Annotated in this window: 17 protein-coding genes and 2 pseudogenes; 12 read left to right on the top strand and 7 right to left on the bottom strand. The window is 71.6% G+C overall.

Going from position 1 to position 15,461, the window contains the following annotated elements; translation table 11 throughout:
• Nucleotides 1–56: 56 nt before the first annotated feature.
• A pseudogene (locus PZB77_RS27880) lies at nucleotides 57–296 on the top strand (hypothetical protein); the annotation flags it as partial.
• A gap of 14 nt (nucleotides 297–310) precedes the next feature.
• Here the strand turns inward: PZB77_RS27880 and PZB77_RS27875 are convergent.
• Complete coding sequence (locus PZB77_RS27875; protein WP_275495390.1) at nucleotides 311–1,060, bottom strand: acyltransferase; 750 nt, start codon at nucleotides 1,058–1,060, stop codon at nucleotides 311–313.
• 157 nt (nucleotides 1,061–1,217) lie between these two features.
• Between PZB77_RS27875 and PZB77_RS27870 the strand changes: the two genes are divergently transcribed.
• Nucleotides 1,218–1,748, top strand: coding sequence for a gamma carbonic anhydrase family protein (locus PZB77_RS27870; protein ID WP_275495389.1), 531 nt, complete (start codon nucleotides 1,218–1,220; stop codon nucleotides 1,746–1,748).
• 75 nt (nucleotides 1,749–1,823) lie between these two features.
• On the opposite strand, the gene PZB77_RS27865 is transcribed toward PZB77_RS27870, so the two are convergent.
• Nucleotides 1,824–2,471 (bottom strand): DedA family protein, encoded by a 648-nt coding sequence (locus PZB77_RS27865; RefSeq protein WP_275495388.1) that lies wholly within the window; start codon nucleotides 2,469–2,471, stop codon nucleotides 1,824–1,826.
• A gap of 420 nt (nucleotides 2,472–2,891) precedes the next feature.
• Here PZB77_RS27865 and PZB77_RS27860 point away from each other — a divergent pair, with 420 nt between their 5' ends.
• Both PZB77_RS27860 and PZB77_RS27855 read left to right on the top strand, forming a co-directional pair.
• Complete coding sequence (locus PZB77_RS27860; protein ID WP_275495387.1) at nucleotides 2,892–3,956, top strand: hypothetical protein; 1,065 nt, start codon at nucleotides 2,892–2,894, stop codon at nucleotides 3,954–3,956.
• A gap of 219 nt (nucleotides 3,957–4,175) precedes the next feature.
• Complete coding sequence (locus PZB77_RS27855) at nucleotides 4,176–5,627, top strand: MFS transporter (RefSeq protein ID WP_275495386.1); 1,452 nt, start codon at nucleotides 4,176–4,178, stop codon at nucleotides 5,625–5,627.
• Here PZB77_RS27855 and PZB77_RS27850 read toward each other — a convergent pair.
• The 3 genes from PZB77_RS27850 to PZB77_RS27840 form a co-directional block, all read right to left on the bottom strand.
• Nucleotides 5,589–6,434, bottom strand: a complete 846-nt coding sequence (locus PZB77_RS27850; RefSeq protein WP_275495385.1) for a fused MFS/spermidine synthase — start codon at nucleotides 6,432–6,434, stop codon at nucleotides 5,589–5,591. The genes PZB77_RS27855 and PZB77_RS27850 overlap by 39 nt on opposite strands.
• Nucleotides 6,435–6,518: 84 nt before the next feature.
• Complete coding sequence (gene tuf / locus PZB77_RS27845) at nucleotides 6,519–7,694, bottom strand: elongation factor Tu (protein ID WP_275495384.1); 1,176 nt, start codon at nucleotides 7,692–7,694, stop codon at nucleotides 6,519–6,521.
• A 91-nt stretch (nucleotides 7,695–7,785) separates the two neighbouring features.
• Nucleotides 7,786–7,950 (bottom strand): hypothetical protein, encoded by a 165-nt coding sequence (locus PZB77_RS27840; protein WP_275495383.1) that lies wholly within the window; start codon nucleotides 7,948–7,950, stop codon nucleotides 7,786–7,788.
• A gap of 274 nt (nucleotides 7,951–8,224) precedes the next feature.
• Between PZB77_RS27840 and PZB77_RS27835 the strand changes: the two genes are divergently transcribed.
• From PZB77_RS27835 to PZB77_RS27805, 7 genes and pseudogenes are all read left to right on the top strand, one after another.
• Nucleotides 8,225–8,938: a TVP38/TMEM64 family protein gene (locus PZB77_RS27835; RefSeq protein WP_275495382.1), complete on the top strand. Its 714-nt coding sequence runs from the start codon at nucleotides 8,225–8,227 to the stop codon at nucleotides 8,936–8,938.
• A 206-nt stretch (nucleotides 8,939–9,144) separates the two neighbouring features.
• On the top strand, nucleotides 9,145–10,017 hold the full coding sequence (locus tag PZB77_RS27830; protein ID WP_275495381.1) for an undecaprenyl-diphosphate phosphatase: 873 nt from the start codon (nucleotides 9,145–9,147) through the stop codon (nucleotides 10,015–10,017).
• A gap of 614 nt (nucleotides 10,018–10,631) precedes the next feature.
• Nucleotides 10,632–10,751 (top strand): annotated as a pseudogene (locus tag PZB77_RS27825) (IS5/IS1182 family transposase); the annotation flags it as partial.
• Between the two features lie 117 nt (nucleotides 10,752–10,868).
• A complete protein-coding gene (locus PZB77_RS27820) occupies nucleotides 10,869–11,144 on the top strand; it encodes a hypothetical protein (RefSeq protein ID WP_275495380.1) in 276 nt (91 codons plus the stop codon).
• A 148-nt stretch (nucleotides 11,145–11,292) separates the two neighbouring features.
• Nucleotides 11,293–11,496 carry a hypothetical protein gene (locus PZB77_RS27815; protein WP_275495379.1) on the top strand — a complete coding sequence of 68 codons (204 nt, stop codon included), beginning with the start codon at nucleotides 11,293–11,295 and terminating at the stop codon, nucleotides 11,494–11,496.
• 146 nt (nucleotides 11,497–11,642) lie between these two features.
• On the top strand, nucleotides 11,643–11,855 hold the full coding sequence (locus PZB77_RS27810; RefSeq protein WP_275495378.1) for a hypothetical protein: 213 nt from the start codon (nucleotides 11,643–11,645) through the stop codon (nucleotides 11,853–11,855).
• Between the two features lie 631 nt (nucleotides 11,856–12,486).
• A complete protein-coding gene (locus tag PZB77_RS27805; RefSeq protein ID WP_275495377.1) occupies nucleotides 12,487–12,765 on the top strand; it encodes a hypothetical protein in 279 nt (92 codons plus the stop codon).
• Between the two features lie 200 nt (nucleotides 12,766–12,965).
• Here PZB77_RS27805 and PZB77_RS27800 read toward each other — a convergent pair whose 3' ends face one another.
• Entirely contained in the window at nucleotides 12,966–13,928 is a 963-nt protein-coding gene (locus PZB77_RS27800; RefSeq protein ID WP_275495376.1) for a zinc-binding dehydrogenase, read from the bottom strand.
• Between the two features lie 200 nt (nucleotides 13,929–14,128).
• Between PZB77_RS27800 and PZB77_RS27795 the strand changes: the two genes are divergently transcribed.
• Nucleotides 14,129–14,764: a TetR/AcrR family transcriptional regulator gene (locus tag PZB77_RS27795; protein ID WP_275495375.1), complete on the top strand. Its 636-nt coding sequence runs from the start codon at nucleotides 14,129–14,131 to the stop codon at nucleotides 14,762–14,764.
• Between the two features lie 272 nt (nucleotides 14,765–15,036).
• Here PZB77_RS27795 and PZB77_RS27790 read toward each other — a convergent pair whose 3' ends face one another.
• A complete protein-coding gene (locus PZB77_RS27790; protein ID WP_275495374.1) occupies nucleotides 15,037–15,441 on the bottom strand; it encodes a hypothetical protein in 405 nt (134 codons plus the stop codon).
• Between the last annotated feature and the right edge of the window lie 20 nt (nucleotides 15,442–15,461).

Below are 15,461 nucleotides of genomic sequence, written 5' to 3'. Positions count from 1 at the left end.
CTGCGAGGCCCGTCCTGTCAGCACTCTTCGCCCTGGCCACCGGTCTCCTCTGAGGGCTGTCCGACTTCGGGGGCGGTCCGCCGACCCGCCGGATCCCCGCCCTGACCGTGGTCGTCGTCTCACAAGTGATCGCCGTGGTGGGGCTGGGAGCCACCGCGGTGGCGACCGGCGCGTGGAGCGAGGCGGGCGACCGGCTCTGGTTCGCAGTGGCCGCCGGCGCTGTCGGCCCGGTGGCGAGGCTCTGCTTCTGCCAGGCACTCGCCCTCGGTCCCCTGGGCGTGATCTCCCCGCCCGGACCGGGCGGTGCGGGTCAGACGGGACCGGCGGCGTTGTCCGAGGCCGCGAAGTCCAGGAGCTGCGCGGGGGTGACGCCTTCGGGGATGGGCCGGGGCGCGGGCGTGCGCAGCGGGGGCTGCCAGCCCCGCTCCGGGTCGAAACTCCGCACCACCCGGGCCGGGGCGCCCGCCACCACGGCGTGGTCGGGGACCTCTCCCCGCACGATCGCGCCCGCCGCCACCACGACGTTGCGGCCGAGCCGGGCGCCGGGCAGCACCACCGCTCCGGTGCCGATCCAGCAGCCCGGGCCTATCACCACGGGTTCCGTACGCGGCCACTGCCGGCCGACCGGCTGGTCCGGGTCGTCGTAGCTGTGGTTGGTCGAGGTGATGTAGACGTACGGCCCGCAGTAGGTGTCGGAGCCGATCGTCACCGTGGTGTCGGCGATGACGTGGCTGCCGCGGCCGAGGACGACACCGTCGCCCAGGGTCAGGATCGGGTCGGGGCCCAGTTCCAGGCCGGGCATCATCCCGGCGGTCAGCGTCACCTGCTCGGCTATGACGCAATGGTCTCCCAGACGGATCCACGGCTCACCGAAGACCGTGCCCTGCGGGAACGCCAGCCGCGTCCCCTCCCCGATCCGGCGGAAGCGCAGCGGACCGGGGTGCTCGGCGGTCACCGCACCGTGCTCCCCCACCCAGGCCCGGCCGCGGTGGACCGCCCGGGAGGCGGCGCGACGCCACCAGCGGGACAGGAAGGAGGGGGTGTGATCGCTCTTCGGCACCCGCTCACGGTAGCCCTCCGGATTCACCCCCCTCGGCACTCCGCTCTGTGATGTTCACCCCACCGCTTCACCGCCGTACTCACCCCACTGGCGGGGAGGCGCGCACCCGTCACCTACGGTTCCCCCGACGGGTCATCACCGGACGAAGGAGCGGACCGTGGCGGAACAGCCGTTGATCAGGGGTGTGGGTGGCCAGGAGCCGTTCGTCGACCCGGACGCCTTCGTGGCGCCGACCGCCGTCGTGCTCGGCGAGGTCACGCTCGCGCCCGGTTCGAGCGTCTGGTACCAGGCCGTCCTGCGGGCCGACTGCGGACCCGTCTCGCTGGGTGCGGACAGCAACATCCAGGACAACTGCAGCGTCCACACCGACCCGGGCTTCCCGCTCACGGTCGGAGCCCGGGTGTCGGTGGGCCACAACGCCGTGCTGCACGGATGCGTGATCGAGGACGACGTACTGATCGGCATGGGCGCGACCGTGCTCAACGGCGCGCACATCGGTGCCGGATCGCTGGTCGCGGCGCAGGCCCTCGTCCCCCAGGGCATGCGGGTCCCGCCGGGTTCCCTCGTCGCGGGCGTGCCCGCCCGGGTCAAGCGCGAGGTCACGGCGGAGGAGCTGGAGGGGATCAGGTTCAACGCGGTCGGCTACGTGGAACTGGCCAAGGCCCACCGGCGGGCACACGCGGAGTGAGCCGGGGGCCGGAGCCGGGAGGGGTGCCGGTCGCGCGGCCCGGGTGTACCGGCTCCGGTGCCCCGGCAGGGTCCCTCAGTCCGCCGTGGCGACCGGCGCGGGGACCTCGCCGGCCTGGGCGGCCGCCTTCTTGGCACGGTTCTTCAGCACCAGCATCGACGCCAGGCCGATGAGTACGGCGATCACCAGCCCCAGCCAGGAGAAGCGCTTCAGCCATGCCTCCGCCACCACGCCCACCGAGTAGATGACGGCGGTGGTGCCACCCGCCCAGACGATCCCCCCGAGCACGTTGGCGATCAGGAACTTCCAGTACGGCATGTGCAGCACGCCGGCGAGCGGGCCCGCGAAGATGCGCAGCAGCGCCACGAACCGGCCGAAGAACACCGCCCACATGCCCCACTTCTGGAACGAGCGCTCGGCCATGCCGACTTGGGCGGCGCCGAAGTGCCGGGGGAACCTCGCCTCCAGCCAGGCCAGCAGGGGGCGTCCGCCCTTCCTGCCGATCGCGTAGCCGATCGAGTCGCCGATGACGGCCCCGGCGGTGGCACAGGCCCCGAGGATGTACGGGTCGATCTCCCCGTGCTGGGACGCGAGGAGCGCAGCGGAGACGAGGACGATCTCGCCGGGCAGCGGAATGCCCAGACTCTCGACGCCGATGACGCCCCCCACGAGAAGGTAGATGCTGAGCGCGGGGATGGTTTCGAGCCACTCCTGGACGTGCAAAGCCGTTCCTCCCGTGCGGGTGTTCCCCCTGCCGGCCGTCCCTGCGACGCCACGGCAACAGGGGCCAGCGTACCGGGCCCGACCACGCCGGGGACGGCCGCGCCCGACGGCGGGCACTCCGGCCGGCGAGGGTGGCCCCGGTCCGCGGAGCACGCCGGCGGATGGCCCGACACGGCGGACCGGCCGGGAGGATCAGCGGACCGGCCGGGAGGATCAGCGGTGGGTGCTGGTCCGTCGTCCGGGCGAATGAGAGGGGGAGCGCCGGCCTTCGGGACCGTCGCGGCGAGCGTCTCTCCGGGACTCTTCTCCGCTGCGGCACTCACGGCCACGTGGGTTACTCACGGGTAGGACAGCCTCCTGGCCGTCCCCCGCGGGGGCAGCCGTAGCCCGGGGCCCCGGGTCCCTCTATGGTTACTCGCCATGTGGCCAGGACAGCAGCCGCCCGGGGGCGAGCAGAACCCGCAGGACCCGAGCCAGAATCCGTACCAGCAGCCGGGGTACCAGCAACCGAATCCGTACCAGCAGCAGCCGGGGTACCCGCAGGGGCAGCCGGGGCAGCCTCAGGGCTACCCGCAGGGCGGGCCGCAGCCCGGCCATCCCCAGCCGAACCCGTACCAGCAGCCGACCGTGCCGGCGTACGCCGTGCAGGCGCCTCCCGGCGCACCGAAGCCGCCCGACGACAAGCGGAAGACGGCGGTGGTCGCCGTGGTCGCGGCGGCAGCGGTGGTGGCGACGGCGGTCGTCACCGGCATCGTCGTGATGAAGAAGGACGACGGAGGCGGCGGCAAGGACGTCGCCGACGGCAAGGCCTCGTCGTCCGCCCCGGCCAAGCCGTCCGCCGTCACCTCCCCGCCGGCCAACCCGCGCAGCGACGACAACGACCCGCAGCCGACCGTGCCCGGGTGGAAGGTCGTCACCAACCCCAAGTGGGGCACGCAGTTCGACGTGCCGGGCGACTGGGAGGTGGCGAGCGCCGGCCTGATCTCCGGGTTCGAGGACGCCAAGAACCCGACGGGCGGACCGGTCGCCGGGTTCAGTGCCCCCGCGTTCTACCAGAGCAAGTGGTGCGTCGACGACTCCGACAAGGACGGCAGGGAGGAGACGAGCGACCTCGCCGGGGCCGGCAGCAAGGGCGCGCAGGGTGCCAAGTCGACCGACGAGGCCGCGACCGCTGCGGCGGGCACCTGGGTCTGGGCCGCGTACGGGCAGTCCGACCCCAAGGACAAGGTGAAGGTCGGGTCTCCCGAGGCGTTCACCACCAAGTCCGGCCTGTCCGGCAGTGTCGTGAAGGCCACCGCGCTCGGTCTCGCGAAGAAGAACAAGTGCGACACGGACGGCAAGTCGGTGGCGTTCGGCTTCAAGAACGACAAGGGCGAGTACGCGACCTGGATCCTCTACGCCAACGCCGGCGTGGAGGACGAACTCCCCGACACCACGATCGACAAGATCCTGAGCACCGTCCGGCTGGTGGACGCCACCTCCTGACCGCGGCCGTGTCCCGCCGACCGTGCCCCCGGCCGCCGGGTTCCCCGGGAGCCCGGCGGCGGGCGCCCGGAGAACCGCGGCCGGGACGCGGGCGGCGGGTACGCGCCGGGCCCCGCGCGGCCGGCCCCGGGGGTGGGTGGCCCGGGGGACGGCGGCTCGGGCCCTCCGGTGGAAGATATCCATTTGGCAACGCGGGGCCCCGGCGTGTTTAGTCCCTGGGTGACATCCCCCGCCATTTCCCCCGTGAAGCGCCGCCGCCCCGAGTGGGCCGGCCGCAACTACACCCTGCTGACCAGCGCCGCCGTCATCACCGGGGTGGGCAGCAGCAGCGCTCTGATCGCCACCTCGTTCGCGGTGCTGGGGCAGGGCGGGGACGGCGGGGACATCGGGCTCGTCGCCGCCGCGCGCACCCTTCCGCTGGTGCTCTTCATCCTGATCGGCGGCGCCGTGGCGGACCGGATGCCCCGGCACCGGGTCATGGTCGCGGCCAACGCCCTCAACTGCGTCTCGCAGGCCGTCTTCGCCGTGCTCGTCCTGACCGGCACGGCCGAGCTCTGGCAGATGATGGTGCTCACCGCGCTCTGCGGCACCGGCCAGGCCTTCTTCAACCCGGCCGCGGAGGGCATGCTGATGTCCTCCGTCACCCCGGAGCAGGCCGGCCGCGCCTTCTCCTTCTTCCGCATGTCGAGCCAGGGGGCCGGGATCGGCGGGGCGGCTCTCGGCGGGATCATGGCCTCGGCGGTGAACCCGGGGTGGGTCCTGGCCGTGGACGCGGCGGCCTTCGCGGTCGCCGGTGGCCTCCGTGCCTTCCTCGACGTCAGTCACATCCCCGCCCGCGAGCCGGGCGGCGGCCTCCTCTCCGACATGCGGGAAGGGTGGCAGGAGTTCATCGGCCGTCCCTGGCTGTGGGCGATCGTGGCGCAGTTCTCGGTGGTGGTGGCGGTCGTCGGCGCCGCCGAGTCGGTCTACGGTCCACTGGTCGCCCGCGACGAGTTCGGCGGCCCCGGCCCCTGGGGCACCGCGCTGGCCGCGTTCGGTGTGGGCACGCTCGGCGGGGCGGTCCTGATGTCCCGGTGGAAGCCCCGGCGGCTGCTGCTCGCCGGCACCCTCGGCGTCTTTCCGCTGGCTCTCCCCTCGGCCGCGCTCGCCGTACCGCTGCCGGTGGCGGGGCTCTGCGCCGTGATGTTCGTGAGCGGGGTCACCCTCGAGGTGTTCGGGGTGTCCTGGATGACGACGATGCATCAGGAGATCCCGGAGGAGAAGCTGTCGCGGGTCTCCGCCTACGACTGGTTCGGCTCGGTCGCGATGCTGCCCCTCGCCACGGCGGTCGCCGGCCCGGTCGAAGGACTGGTCGGGCGGAGCACGGCGCTCTGGGGGTGCGCGGCCCTGGTGGTGCTCACGACCGCGCTGGTCCTGCTCGTACCGGACGTACGGAACATGACCCGGCGCGAACACACCGCCCCGGTCGCGAAGGGCGGTTCCCCCACCGGGGACGCCGCGCAGGCACCGGCCGCTCCTCTCCCGGCCACTCCCCTCACGGCCACTCCGCTCCCCGCCGCGTCCCTCCTGGCTGCCGCTCCCGCCGCATCGGCGTCCGCTCCTCCACCGGGCGCTTCCTCAGCCGACGGTTCCTCAGCCGACGGTGAAGGCACCCTGGGGCGGCTCGGGTGAGGCGACCGCCTCGGCGTCGGCGACCGGCTGCGCCCGTCCGATCAGGCGGGTGAGCGCCGGGCCGTGCTCGACCCGCGCGGGGAAGGCGTCTCCCGCGCAGCGCCGGGTGAGCGCGGCGGTGTCCAGGGGCGCGTGGGCGGCCAGCAGCACGATGTTCCCGAAACGCCGGCCGCGCAGCACGGCGGGTTCGGCGACGACCGCCAGTTCCGGGAAGACGGCGGCGAAGCCGGCGAGCTGGGAGCGGAGGAAGTCGAAGGGCGCGCTGTCGGCGAGGTTGGCCGCGTAGACCCCGCCCGTGCGCAGGACCCGGCCCGCGGCCCGCGCGTACTCGACGGAGGTGAGGTGGGCGGGGACCCGTGACCCGCCGAAGACGTCGGCGATCAGTACGTCCACCGAGTCCGGTGCGGTCCGCTCCAGCAGTTCCCGCGCGTCCTCGGCGTGCACGGCGATGCCGCTGCCGTCGGGGAGCGGCATGACCTCCGCCACCAGGTCCAGCAGTCCCCGGTCGGCTTCCGCCACGCGCTGGCGGGAACCGGGCCGGGTGGCGGCGGTGTAACGGGGCAGGGTGAGGGCGCCGCCGCCCAGGTGCAGCACGTCGAGCGGTTCGCCCGCGGCCGCGGCCGTGTCCAGTACGTGCGCGAGCCGCTGGACGTACTCGAACTCCAGGTGCGCGGGGTCGTCCAGGTCCACGTACGACTGCGGGGCGCCGTCGACCGTGAGCAGCCAGGCGCGGTCCCGGTCGACGTCGGGCAGCAGGCGGGCGGTACCGCGGTCGACATCACGGATGACGGGTATCGGCTCGTTCACTCCCCCATTGTGGGGTGTCGGCCGGGACGGGGGGTGCGCCGGGCGTGCCTCCCCGGGTGGGGCGGGCACGCCCGGCGTCCGCCGTCAGAGCAGCCCGGTGACGGTGCCGGCGCCGACGGTGCGGCCGCCCTCGCGGATCGCGAAGCCGAGTCCTTGCTCCAGCGGCACGTCCCTGCCGAGCTCCACGGTCATGGCGACCGTGTCCCCCGGACGGGCGACCCCGGCCGTCCCCAGGTCCACGTCACCGACCACGTCCGCGGTGCGGATGTAGAACTGCGGCCGGTATCCGGTGGCGACCGGAGTGGTGCGACCGCCCTCGCGGGCGGAGAGGACGTACACCTGCGCGGTGAAGCGTCGCGTCGGGGCGACGCTGCCCGGCGCGGCCACGACATGGCCCCGCCGGACCCGGTCGCGCTCCACCCCGCGCAGCAGCAGCGCCACGTTGTCGCCGGCCTGGGCGGACTCCATCGGCCTGCCGAAGGTCTCCAGGCCGGTGACCACCGTCTCCGTGTGCGCACCGAGCACCTGCACCCGGTCGCCGACGCGTACGGTGCCGCGCTCGACCGCACCGGTGACGACGGTGCCGCGCCCGGTGATGGTGAGCACGTTCTCCACCGGGAGCAGGAACGGGGCGTCGGTGTAGCGCACCGGCATCGGCACGTACGTGTCCACCGCGTCGAGCAGCCCTTCGATCGCCGCCGTCCAGCGCGGGTCGCCCTCCAGCGCCTTGAGCCCGGAGACCCGGACGACGGGGACCGTGTCGCCTCCGTACCCGTGCGCCGAGAGCAGGTCGCGCACCTCCATCTCGATCAGGTCGGTCAGCTCGGGGTCACCGGCGTCCGCCTTGTTCAGGGCGACGACGATGTGGTCGACGCCGACCTGACGGGCCAGCAGTACGTGCTCCGCGGTCTGCGGCATGATGCCGTCGAGCGCGGAGACGACGAGGATCGCGCCGTCGAGCTGCGCGGCTCCGGTGACCATGTTCTTCACGTAGTCGGCGTGACCGGGCATGTCGACGTGGGCGTAGTGCCGGGTGTCGGTCTCGTACTCGACGTGCGCGAGGTTGATGGTGATGCCGCGGCGGCTCTCCTCGGGGGCGCGGTCGATCCGGTCGAACGCGACGTAGGAGGTGGCGGCGTCGGGCCGCCCGCTGAGGACCTTGGTGATGGCGGCGGTCAGCGTCGTCTTGCCGTGGTCGACGTGACCCATCGTTCCGATGTTGAGGTGCGGCTTGGTGCGCACGTACGCGGTCTTGGGCATGGCTCGTTCCTTGGTTGCGAAGCCGTGGGAGGGGACCCCTGCGCCTGTCCGACCCTCCCCTCCCGGGGTCCGCCGGACATGCGGAGGAGGGTCAGCTTCGGGCGCCGTCGAGGAGCGCCGTCGCGGCGGCCGCGACCGCCGCGGGGAACGCGGCTGCGGGGCCTGCCACTGCGTGGAGTGCGACCGCGGTGTGCGCGGCAGCCTTCGGCGCGTCCGCGACTGCGGACGGCGCTGCGAGGAAGGCGTACCGGGACATGTCTGGATGATGGCCCTCCGGGACCGCGCGCGTCGACAGGTTTTCCGGTTGGGTCGCGGAGGCGGGTGGTGCGGTCCCCCGCGCAGGTCCGCGGGCAGGGCGGGTGCTCGCGGCCGGGCAGGGTGCGCGCCGGGCAGGGACCGGGGACGCCGGACACAGGTGCGCCGGGCAGGGGTCCGCACGGTGGGTGCAAACCCGGCAGATCCTGTTGGATCGTCAGTTCATCACGCGTGCATTACGGCGATCACATGTCCTCTTCCGTTACTCTCCCCAGATGTTCGAACCCGCCTCCGCGGCCCGTCCCCGCAACGGTCCGGCCCTGCGCTGTTCGAAGGCGCTGATGTCCCCCTGGTCCCGGTTCTCCCTGCTCGTCGTGGTTCTCGCCGCCGCCGCGTCGACCATGCTGCTCTTCGATCCACAGCGCCTGCTCTCCTCCGGCTGGCCGGCACAGCTCACCGGCGCCACGGCGGTCCTGCTCTTCGGACTGGCCTACGGCGTCTCCACGGTGGCCTTCGCCCCCCGCCCTCTCCTCAACCTGGCGGCGGGAGCACTGTTCGGCACCCAGGCAGGGCTGGCCGCCGCCCTCGCGGGCACGGTGCTCGGAGCCGGTATCTCGTTCCTGCTCGGCCGGGTACTGGGGCAGGACGCGCTGCGCACCCTGCTGCGCGGGCGCTGGCTGAAGGCCGCGGACGGCCAGCTCAGTCGGCACGGCTTCCGCTCCATGCTGGCGCTCAGGCTTTTCCCGGGCGTCCCGTTCGCCGCCGCCAACTACTGCGCGGCCACCTCCCGCATGCGGTACGCGCCGTTCCTGCTGGCCACCGGAATCGGTTCGATCCCCAACACGGCGGCGTACGTCATCGCCGGCAGCCAGGCCGCCTCACCCACCTCCCCCGCCTTCCTCGCCGCGACCGGGTTCATCGTGCTGTCGGCGGTCGGGGGCGCACTGGTCGCCTGGCGCAAACGCCACCGGCTCGCTGCGGCCGTCTGAACGTCGTCCCGGCGTCCGTCGCAGAGAAGGTGGCCCGGGGCGGGGGCAGGCGGCAAGCCGTTCACCCACAGGCGATACGCTGCGCCCGACCGACAAAGGATCTCCGAGGCTTGCGCCTTGTCCTTTTCTGACCGCATTCGCACGCTGCCGACGCTTCCCCTGTCGTGCGGCCGTCGCCTGATCACCTCCGGGATGGCCTAAGCCCCATGAGCTGGTTCGAATCATTCGTCCTGGGCCTCGTTCAGGGACTGACCGAGTTCCTGCCGATCTCCTCCAGCGCCCATCTGCGGCTGACCGCGGCTTTCGCGGGCTGGCACGACCCCGGCGCGGCGTTCACCGCCATCACCCAGATCGGCACGGAGGCGGCGGTGATCATCTACTTCCGCAAGGACATCGCCCGTATCCTGTCGTCCTGGTTCCGGTCACTCTTCGACCGCGACATGCGCCGCGACCACGACGCCCAGATGGGCTGGCTGGTCATCGTCGGCTCGATCCCGATCGGTGTGCTCGGGGTGACCTTCAAGGACCAGATCGAGGGCCCGTTCCGCGATCTTCGTCTCATCGCGACGACCCTGATCGTGATGGGCATCGTCCTCGGCATCGCGGACCGTCTCGCGGCCCGCGACGAGGTCGGCGGCAAGCACCGCGCCGCCAGGGAGCGCAAGTCGCTCCAGGACCTGGGAGTGCGGGACGGTCTGATCTACGGGCTGTGCCAGGCGATGGCGCTGATTCCGGGGGTCTCGCGCTCGGGCGCCACCATCAGCGGTGGCCTGCTCATGGGCTACACCCGCGAGGCCGCGGCGCGTTACTCCTTCCTGCTCGCCATCCCCGCCGTCCTGGCTTCCGGTGTCTTCGAACTCAAGGACGCGGGCGAAGGCCACGTCTCCTGGGGCCCGACGATCTTCGCGACCGTGGTCGCGTTCGTGGTGGGTTACGTGGTCATCTCCTGGTTCATGAAGTTCATCTCCTCCAAGAGCTTCATGCCGTTCGTCTACTACCGCGTCATCCTCGGCATCGTCCTCTTCGCCCTGGTCGCCGCAGGCGTGCTGAGCCCGCACGCGGGAGAGTCGGCGGGCTGACCCGGCCTTTCTCACCCGGCCCTGGCCAAGGCCGAGCGCGGCAGCGGGAAGCCGGGGCAAGACCGCCACCTGGAGGGGTGGAATGTGGTCTCGCCCCGGCTTCCTGTTCGGCGCACGACGCACCCTGCGGTACCGCGTGGTGTGGAAGCCTCCCGCCCGCTGCCAAAGGGGTGCGCGACGAGCGGGAGGGTTTCCCCGACGGTGCGCGTGGCACGCGGAGAGCGGGTGCCACTCGATGCGGTCGGCCTCGTGGGTGTCGACCGGTTCCGCGACCCGCATGGAGTCGCGAGCGAGGAACACGTGGTGTTCGGCATTCGACATGCCGCCGATGGGCTGGTTGTAGGCGAGCGGGACCAGGGCGGCCGGGTCGACCTGGTAGCCGGTCTCCTCCAGCACCTCGCGGGCAGCGGCAGCCGCCAGATCCTCGCCGGGCTCGACGATGCCGCTGGGAATCTCCCAGTTCCAGGTGTTGGTGGCGAAGCGGTACCGCCACATCAGCAGCACCTCATCGGCTTCGTTGAGGAGCACGGTGGCGGCGACAGGTGCGAGCTTGATGAGGTGGTGTTCGTACCGGGGGCGACCGGGCGGTTCGACGTCGACGAGGTCGAGTTCGCGACGCCTACAAACAGCGCCACACCGTTGAGCGGTGCATCAACAAGCAGTGGCGCGGTCTGGCCACCCGGTACGACAAGACCGCCACCATGTACCAGGCGGTACTCCACCTCGCGGCATCTTCATCTGGTCCGCGCGCTGACTCGAAGCCGCTCTTGGCACAGAATGGTCGCGTGCTTCCTCCTCGACTGCTGTGGTGCGATCCTCGGCCCATCCCTCGGTTCAACCGTCAGGAACGGGTGACACTGATCGTCCGGGATCCCGGCTACTACGAGCCGACTGACGAGGACGACTGCACGATGTTCTCGTACTTCTGCCAGGCGCATGACCGCGTCTACCAGCACGAGGCTTGCGGGGAGGGACCGCATCTCATCGCTCTGCACTGTGAAGAGCACGGGCCTGAAAGCATGTGGCCACAGCCCCTCACGCTCATGTTCCCTGAAGGCTTTGAGCCGCCGCTCAGCGAGGCGCAGCTCAGTTGGCTGCAAGCAGAGCGGGATGCCGCCCAAGCTTGATCCGAAAGAGACGGCCTAGTGGAGATGGGTCGTGCGCCGTGCACGGTCCACTCGCTCATCGCTGTCTCCCGCGCGTCGCCCACCAAGATCGCGCCATCGTAGTCCGGGCGCTCTGGGCTCCGTCGCCCCGTGCCCGTAGTCTGTGGGCATGCCCCCGACTTCGTGTGACGCTGCTGCTGCGCGCCCGCTGCCTGTGGTGAACGCGGAGATCCGCGCGCTGGTGCGGGCTCATGGTGGTCGCCTGTCCGTGGAAGGGCGCCGGGAGTATGAGCGGCTGCTCGCGGAGTGGGCGGCGGCTGTGCGGGGGGACGATCCACGAGGCCGGTACGACAACCAGCCGGGCGCTGCTTAGAGCCCTCGGGCGGTCCGGGTGACAGCCACCGGGCGACAACGGAACAGGCACCTCGTCCCGGACCCGGGACGTGATGCGCGACGGCGCCACGGTGGGTCAATGGGCTTGGCCCAGCGACTTGGCCAATGCGGTGGCAAGATGAGGGTATGGACACAGCCAAGCTCCAACTCGCAGCTCAGCGATACCGGGAAGCCGAAGCGGCACTGGACGCCGCCAGAGCAGACCTCCGCGCCGAAGCCGTTGCGGCTCTGCAGCAAGACCCCAAGCGCGGGGACCAGGGCGAGGTCGTCCGCATCACCGGCTGGACCCGGGAACAGATCCGCACGATCATGAAAGCCGCCGAGGAATTGGGCGGATGACGTGGCCGCTGCGCCCCGCCCCTACCGTTGGCGTGGTCCGATCCTCCCGAAGCCCGCTCTCGGAGCGGCTGGGTGAAAGCAGCCGACCAGGCCGGGGGCCTCGAGAACTGAGGCTTTGACCGCTACCGCGAGCCAAGACACCACGTACCTGGCAGCGGCTCGAGTGGCGGGGAGGGTCTGCGGACCACTACCGGGCAGCGTGGATCCGCCCGGACGACCCGCGCGGAGAACGCGCACCTGAAGCTCTGGCCGGCCCGACCCTCCCCTCACACGTCATCACCGCTTTCAGTGCCGCTGTCCCGACGGGTGGCGCGCAGCATGCACACGGACCGACGTGCAGGAGATCGTCCTCGGCCGGGCCACCCGCACCGAAGGGGTGCAGGACCGAAGCCGGTCACCGGGAGGCTGAGCCGGTCATCCTCTTCGACAACGTCGGCGAACCCCTGATCACCACCATGGGCAACGATGACCTACGGATCGTCACACGAGCCGGGCGACGGCAGCCGCCAAGCCTCTCGTGAGGCGCCGGAAGGTCTCGACAGGGCATGTCATCGAGGGTGCTGGGGGGTTCAACCGGAACGCACGAGAACCTAGTTGGGTCGCGCTCACGCCTCCGCGCTAGCCTCAGGCCATGACCACATACCGAGGCCCTGCCGTCTTCCTCGCCGAGAGCGGCCAACGGTTCGACGCCGACGCGAACCTCACCAGCACGACGCCTGACGACTGGGGCGGGACGTTGACCTTCCACGACATCACCATGGTGCAGGCGCTGCTGAAGAGCCCGGATGGGCATGTGCTCATCGGTGGACAGTCGGGCGAGGTGAGTCGGCGAGGTGCTCCCACGTGGAGCCCGACGACGGGAGACCCGTTGGTCATCGATGTCTTCGGCGCGGGCTTGGCTCCCTTCTGAGCCCGAGCGCCCTGTTGCCCGAAGTCGGCGGGCAACAGGGCGCGTCTCCACCGCTGCCGAGGCACCGGTTCCGACGGGTGAAGTTCGAAGAGAGTTGCCCGTAGGGCTGTCGCCCGGAACCAGGCAGCAGGGCGTCACTGGCCATGCCGCTGGGCGCTTGTCGCCGCGTTCCGACGGTCACTCCTCTGTTCGTGCGGGCTCTACGGCGTCAGCACGATCCTGCCGAAGACCTCGCCCGCGTCCATCTTCCGGTGCGCCAGCGCGGCGCCGTCGAGGGGCAACACCTCGTGCACCACCGTCTCGATCTCGCCGCGTACGGCTGCAGCGAACTGCTCGCCGCGTACGGCACGCCGGTCGGCCCCGCTGACGGTGGCCGCGCTGAAGGCGGCGAAGGACATCGACTTCTGGAAGGCCGCCATGATTTTCGTGCCGAAGTCCGCCGGCGGCTGACCCGCCACCGCGCCCACGGCCACCATGCGGCCGTTGGGGTTGAGCCGGTCGAAGAACGACGGCATGTCCGCACCGGCCACCACGTCGATGATGACGTCGTAGCCGGCGGGAGCATCTGCGCCTCCGTCACCGGAGCGGTCCAGCACATGGGTCGCACCGAGACGGTGCAGCCGTTCGCCGCGTTCGGCCGACGAGGTCGTGACCGCCACCGCGGCGGCACCTCCGCGTGCGGCGAGTTGCACCGCCATGATGCCGATGCTGCCGGCTGCGCCGCGCACGAGGACCGTCTCCCCGGGGGCGAAACGGGCGTGGCGAAGGCCGAAGTGGGCGACCACCCCGGAGCTGCCGAGGGTCACCGCGTCGATGGAGGAGAGGCCGCTCGGGAGGGGAAGAACCTCCTCGGCCAGCACGACGGCGCGTTCGACGTAGCCTCCACCGGTTCCGGTGGAGCCCCACACCCGGCGGCCGATCCACGACATGTCGACTCCGTCGCCGACCGCGGTCACGGTGCCAGCCACCTCACCCCCCGGTATGTGGCCCTCCTTGAATCCGTAGGCGGCCAGGGCTCCGCTGCGGATCACGGTGTCGACACCGCCCACGCCCACCGCCTCCGTGGCGATCACCACCTGCCCGGCTGCGGGTACGGGTACCGGCAGATCGACCACGGCCAGCCCTTCAGGACCTCCGAACCTCCGTATCTCGACTGCCTTCACGTCGTCTTCCTCTCCTTCGACCGCTCGCGCGGGGTCCTGTTCCATACCGTCGTCCATCGCGGCCGTGCGGAGAGTCGGCCTCTCCGTAAAAAAGGGCCGGTACGGCGCGTGGGCGGGACGGTCGCGACGGGTCGCCGTGCCGGTGCCCCCGCCGTCGGACGTTAACGGACGCCCCCGTCCGTTTGGCTAAAGTGAGAGTGGTGACCGACCAAGTGCCTCACCTCCTGCGATCCGACGCGCGGGACAACCGCGAACGCATCCTCGACGCGGCCCGGGCGCTGTTCTCCGCCGAGGGCCTGGACGTGCCGATGCGCGAGATCGCGCGGCGGGCCGGGGTGGGGCCCGCCACCTTGTACCGTCACTTCCCCACCAAGCAGACGCTGGTCACCGACGCTTTCGCGGACCAGCTGCACGCCTGCCGCACCCTCGTCGACGAAGGGTGTGCCGATCCCGATCCTTGGCGCGGCCTGTGCCTGGTGATCGAGAAGATCTGTGAGCTTCACGCCCGCGATCGGGGCTTCACCGAAGCCTTCCTGTCGACCTTCCCGGGGGCGACCGATGTCGCGGCGGGCCGTGCGTACACGGTACGAGCGGTCGCCGGACTCGCCTTGCGGGCCCAGGGAAGCGGGCGTCTGCGGCCCGACTTCGTCCTGGACGACCTCGTCCTCGTGCTCATGGCCAACAAGGGGATCAGCGCCACCTCGACCGACACCCGGATCAAGGCCTCCCGACGCTTCGCCGCGTTGGCGATCCAGGCGTTCGAAGCCTGTCCCCGGCACGCACCCCTGCCGCCGGCAGCCCGGCTGGGGGCAGCGGTAGCGCCGGAGAGCCGCTAGGGAGGCCGTGACGCAGCGGCGGTGACCTCACCCGCGGGGAGACCGGCGGGTTCGCCGGCAGGTGGCCGCGGAGGGCCGGGGCAGACATCCGGTGCCGGGTAAGTCCGGGACCAGCCACGACGTGCGCCATGCCGAGCGGCCTCCGATCTCGTCCCCGTGTCGCCCACGCCGCGGTCAGGGTCAGCTCGCGCTCGCACCCTCAGGGTGCCCGTGTCCCACTGCCTGCCGCTCCGGGCTCCATGGACGGGCGGGGAAGGGCGGCCCCGACCGCTCTACCGCACCTCGGTGCTCGGTCGGCGGCGCCAGTCCCAGCCGGGGTGACGCTCCACCAGGGCGAGAAATGCGCTCGCCCGCAGGATTTCGAAGTGGTTGGTGTCGACGAGGCCATCGACCCCGGGGAGAACCTCGCGGAGGAATGCCCGAGCCGCGTCCATGGACTGGCACGCGACGTACGCGGCGTAGGGTTCGCCGATGCGGTGCGCCACCCGGGCGAGCTCTTCCGGCTCGTAGTCGGCCAGGATCCCGCCGGAGAGGTCGAGGGAGTACGCGTAGCCGTACCGGTCCAGTCTGTCCTCACCCGTGACGGGGTCGGGCACGAGTCCGAAGGCCCGAATGCGCTGTTCGAGCAGTCGGCGTCGGGATGCGGGAACGAGGATGATCACAGACGGCCAGGACACGGTGCACCTCCGCGGGGAGG

The sequence above is a fragment of the Streptomyces sp. AM 2-1-1 genome (assembly GCF_029167645.1).
Classification (GTDB): Bacteria; Actinomycetota; Actinomycetes; order Streptomycetales; family Streptomycetaceae; genus Streptomyces.
This window is presented reverse-complemented; position numbering and strand designations above follow the sequence as displayed.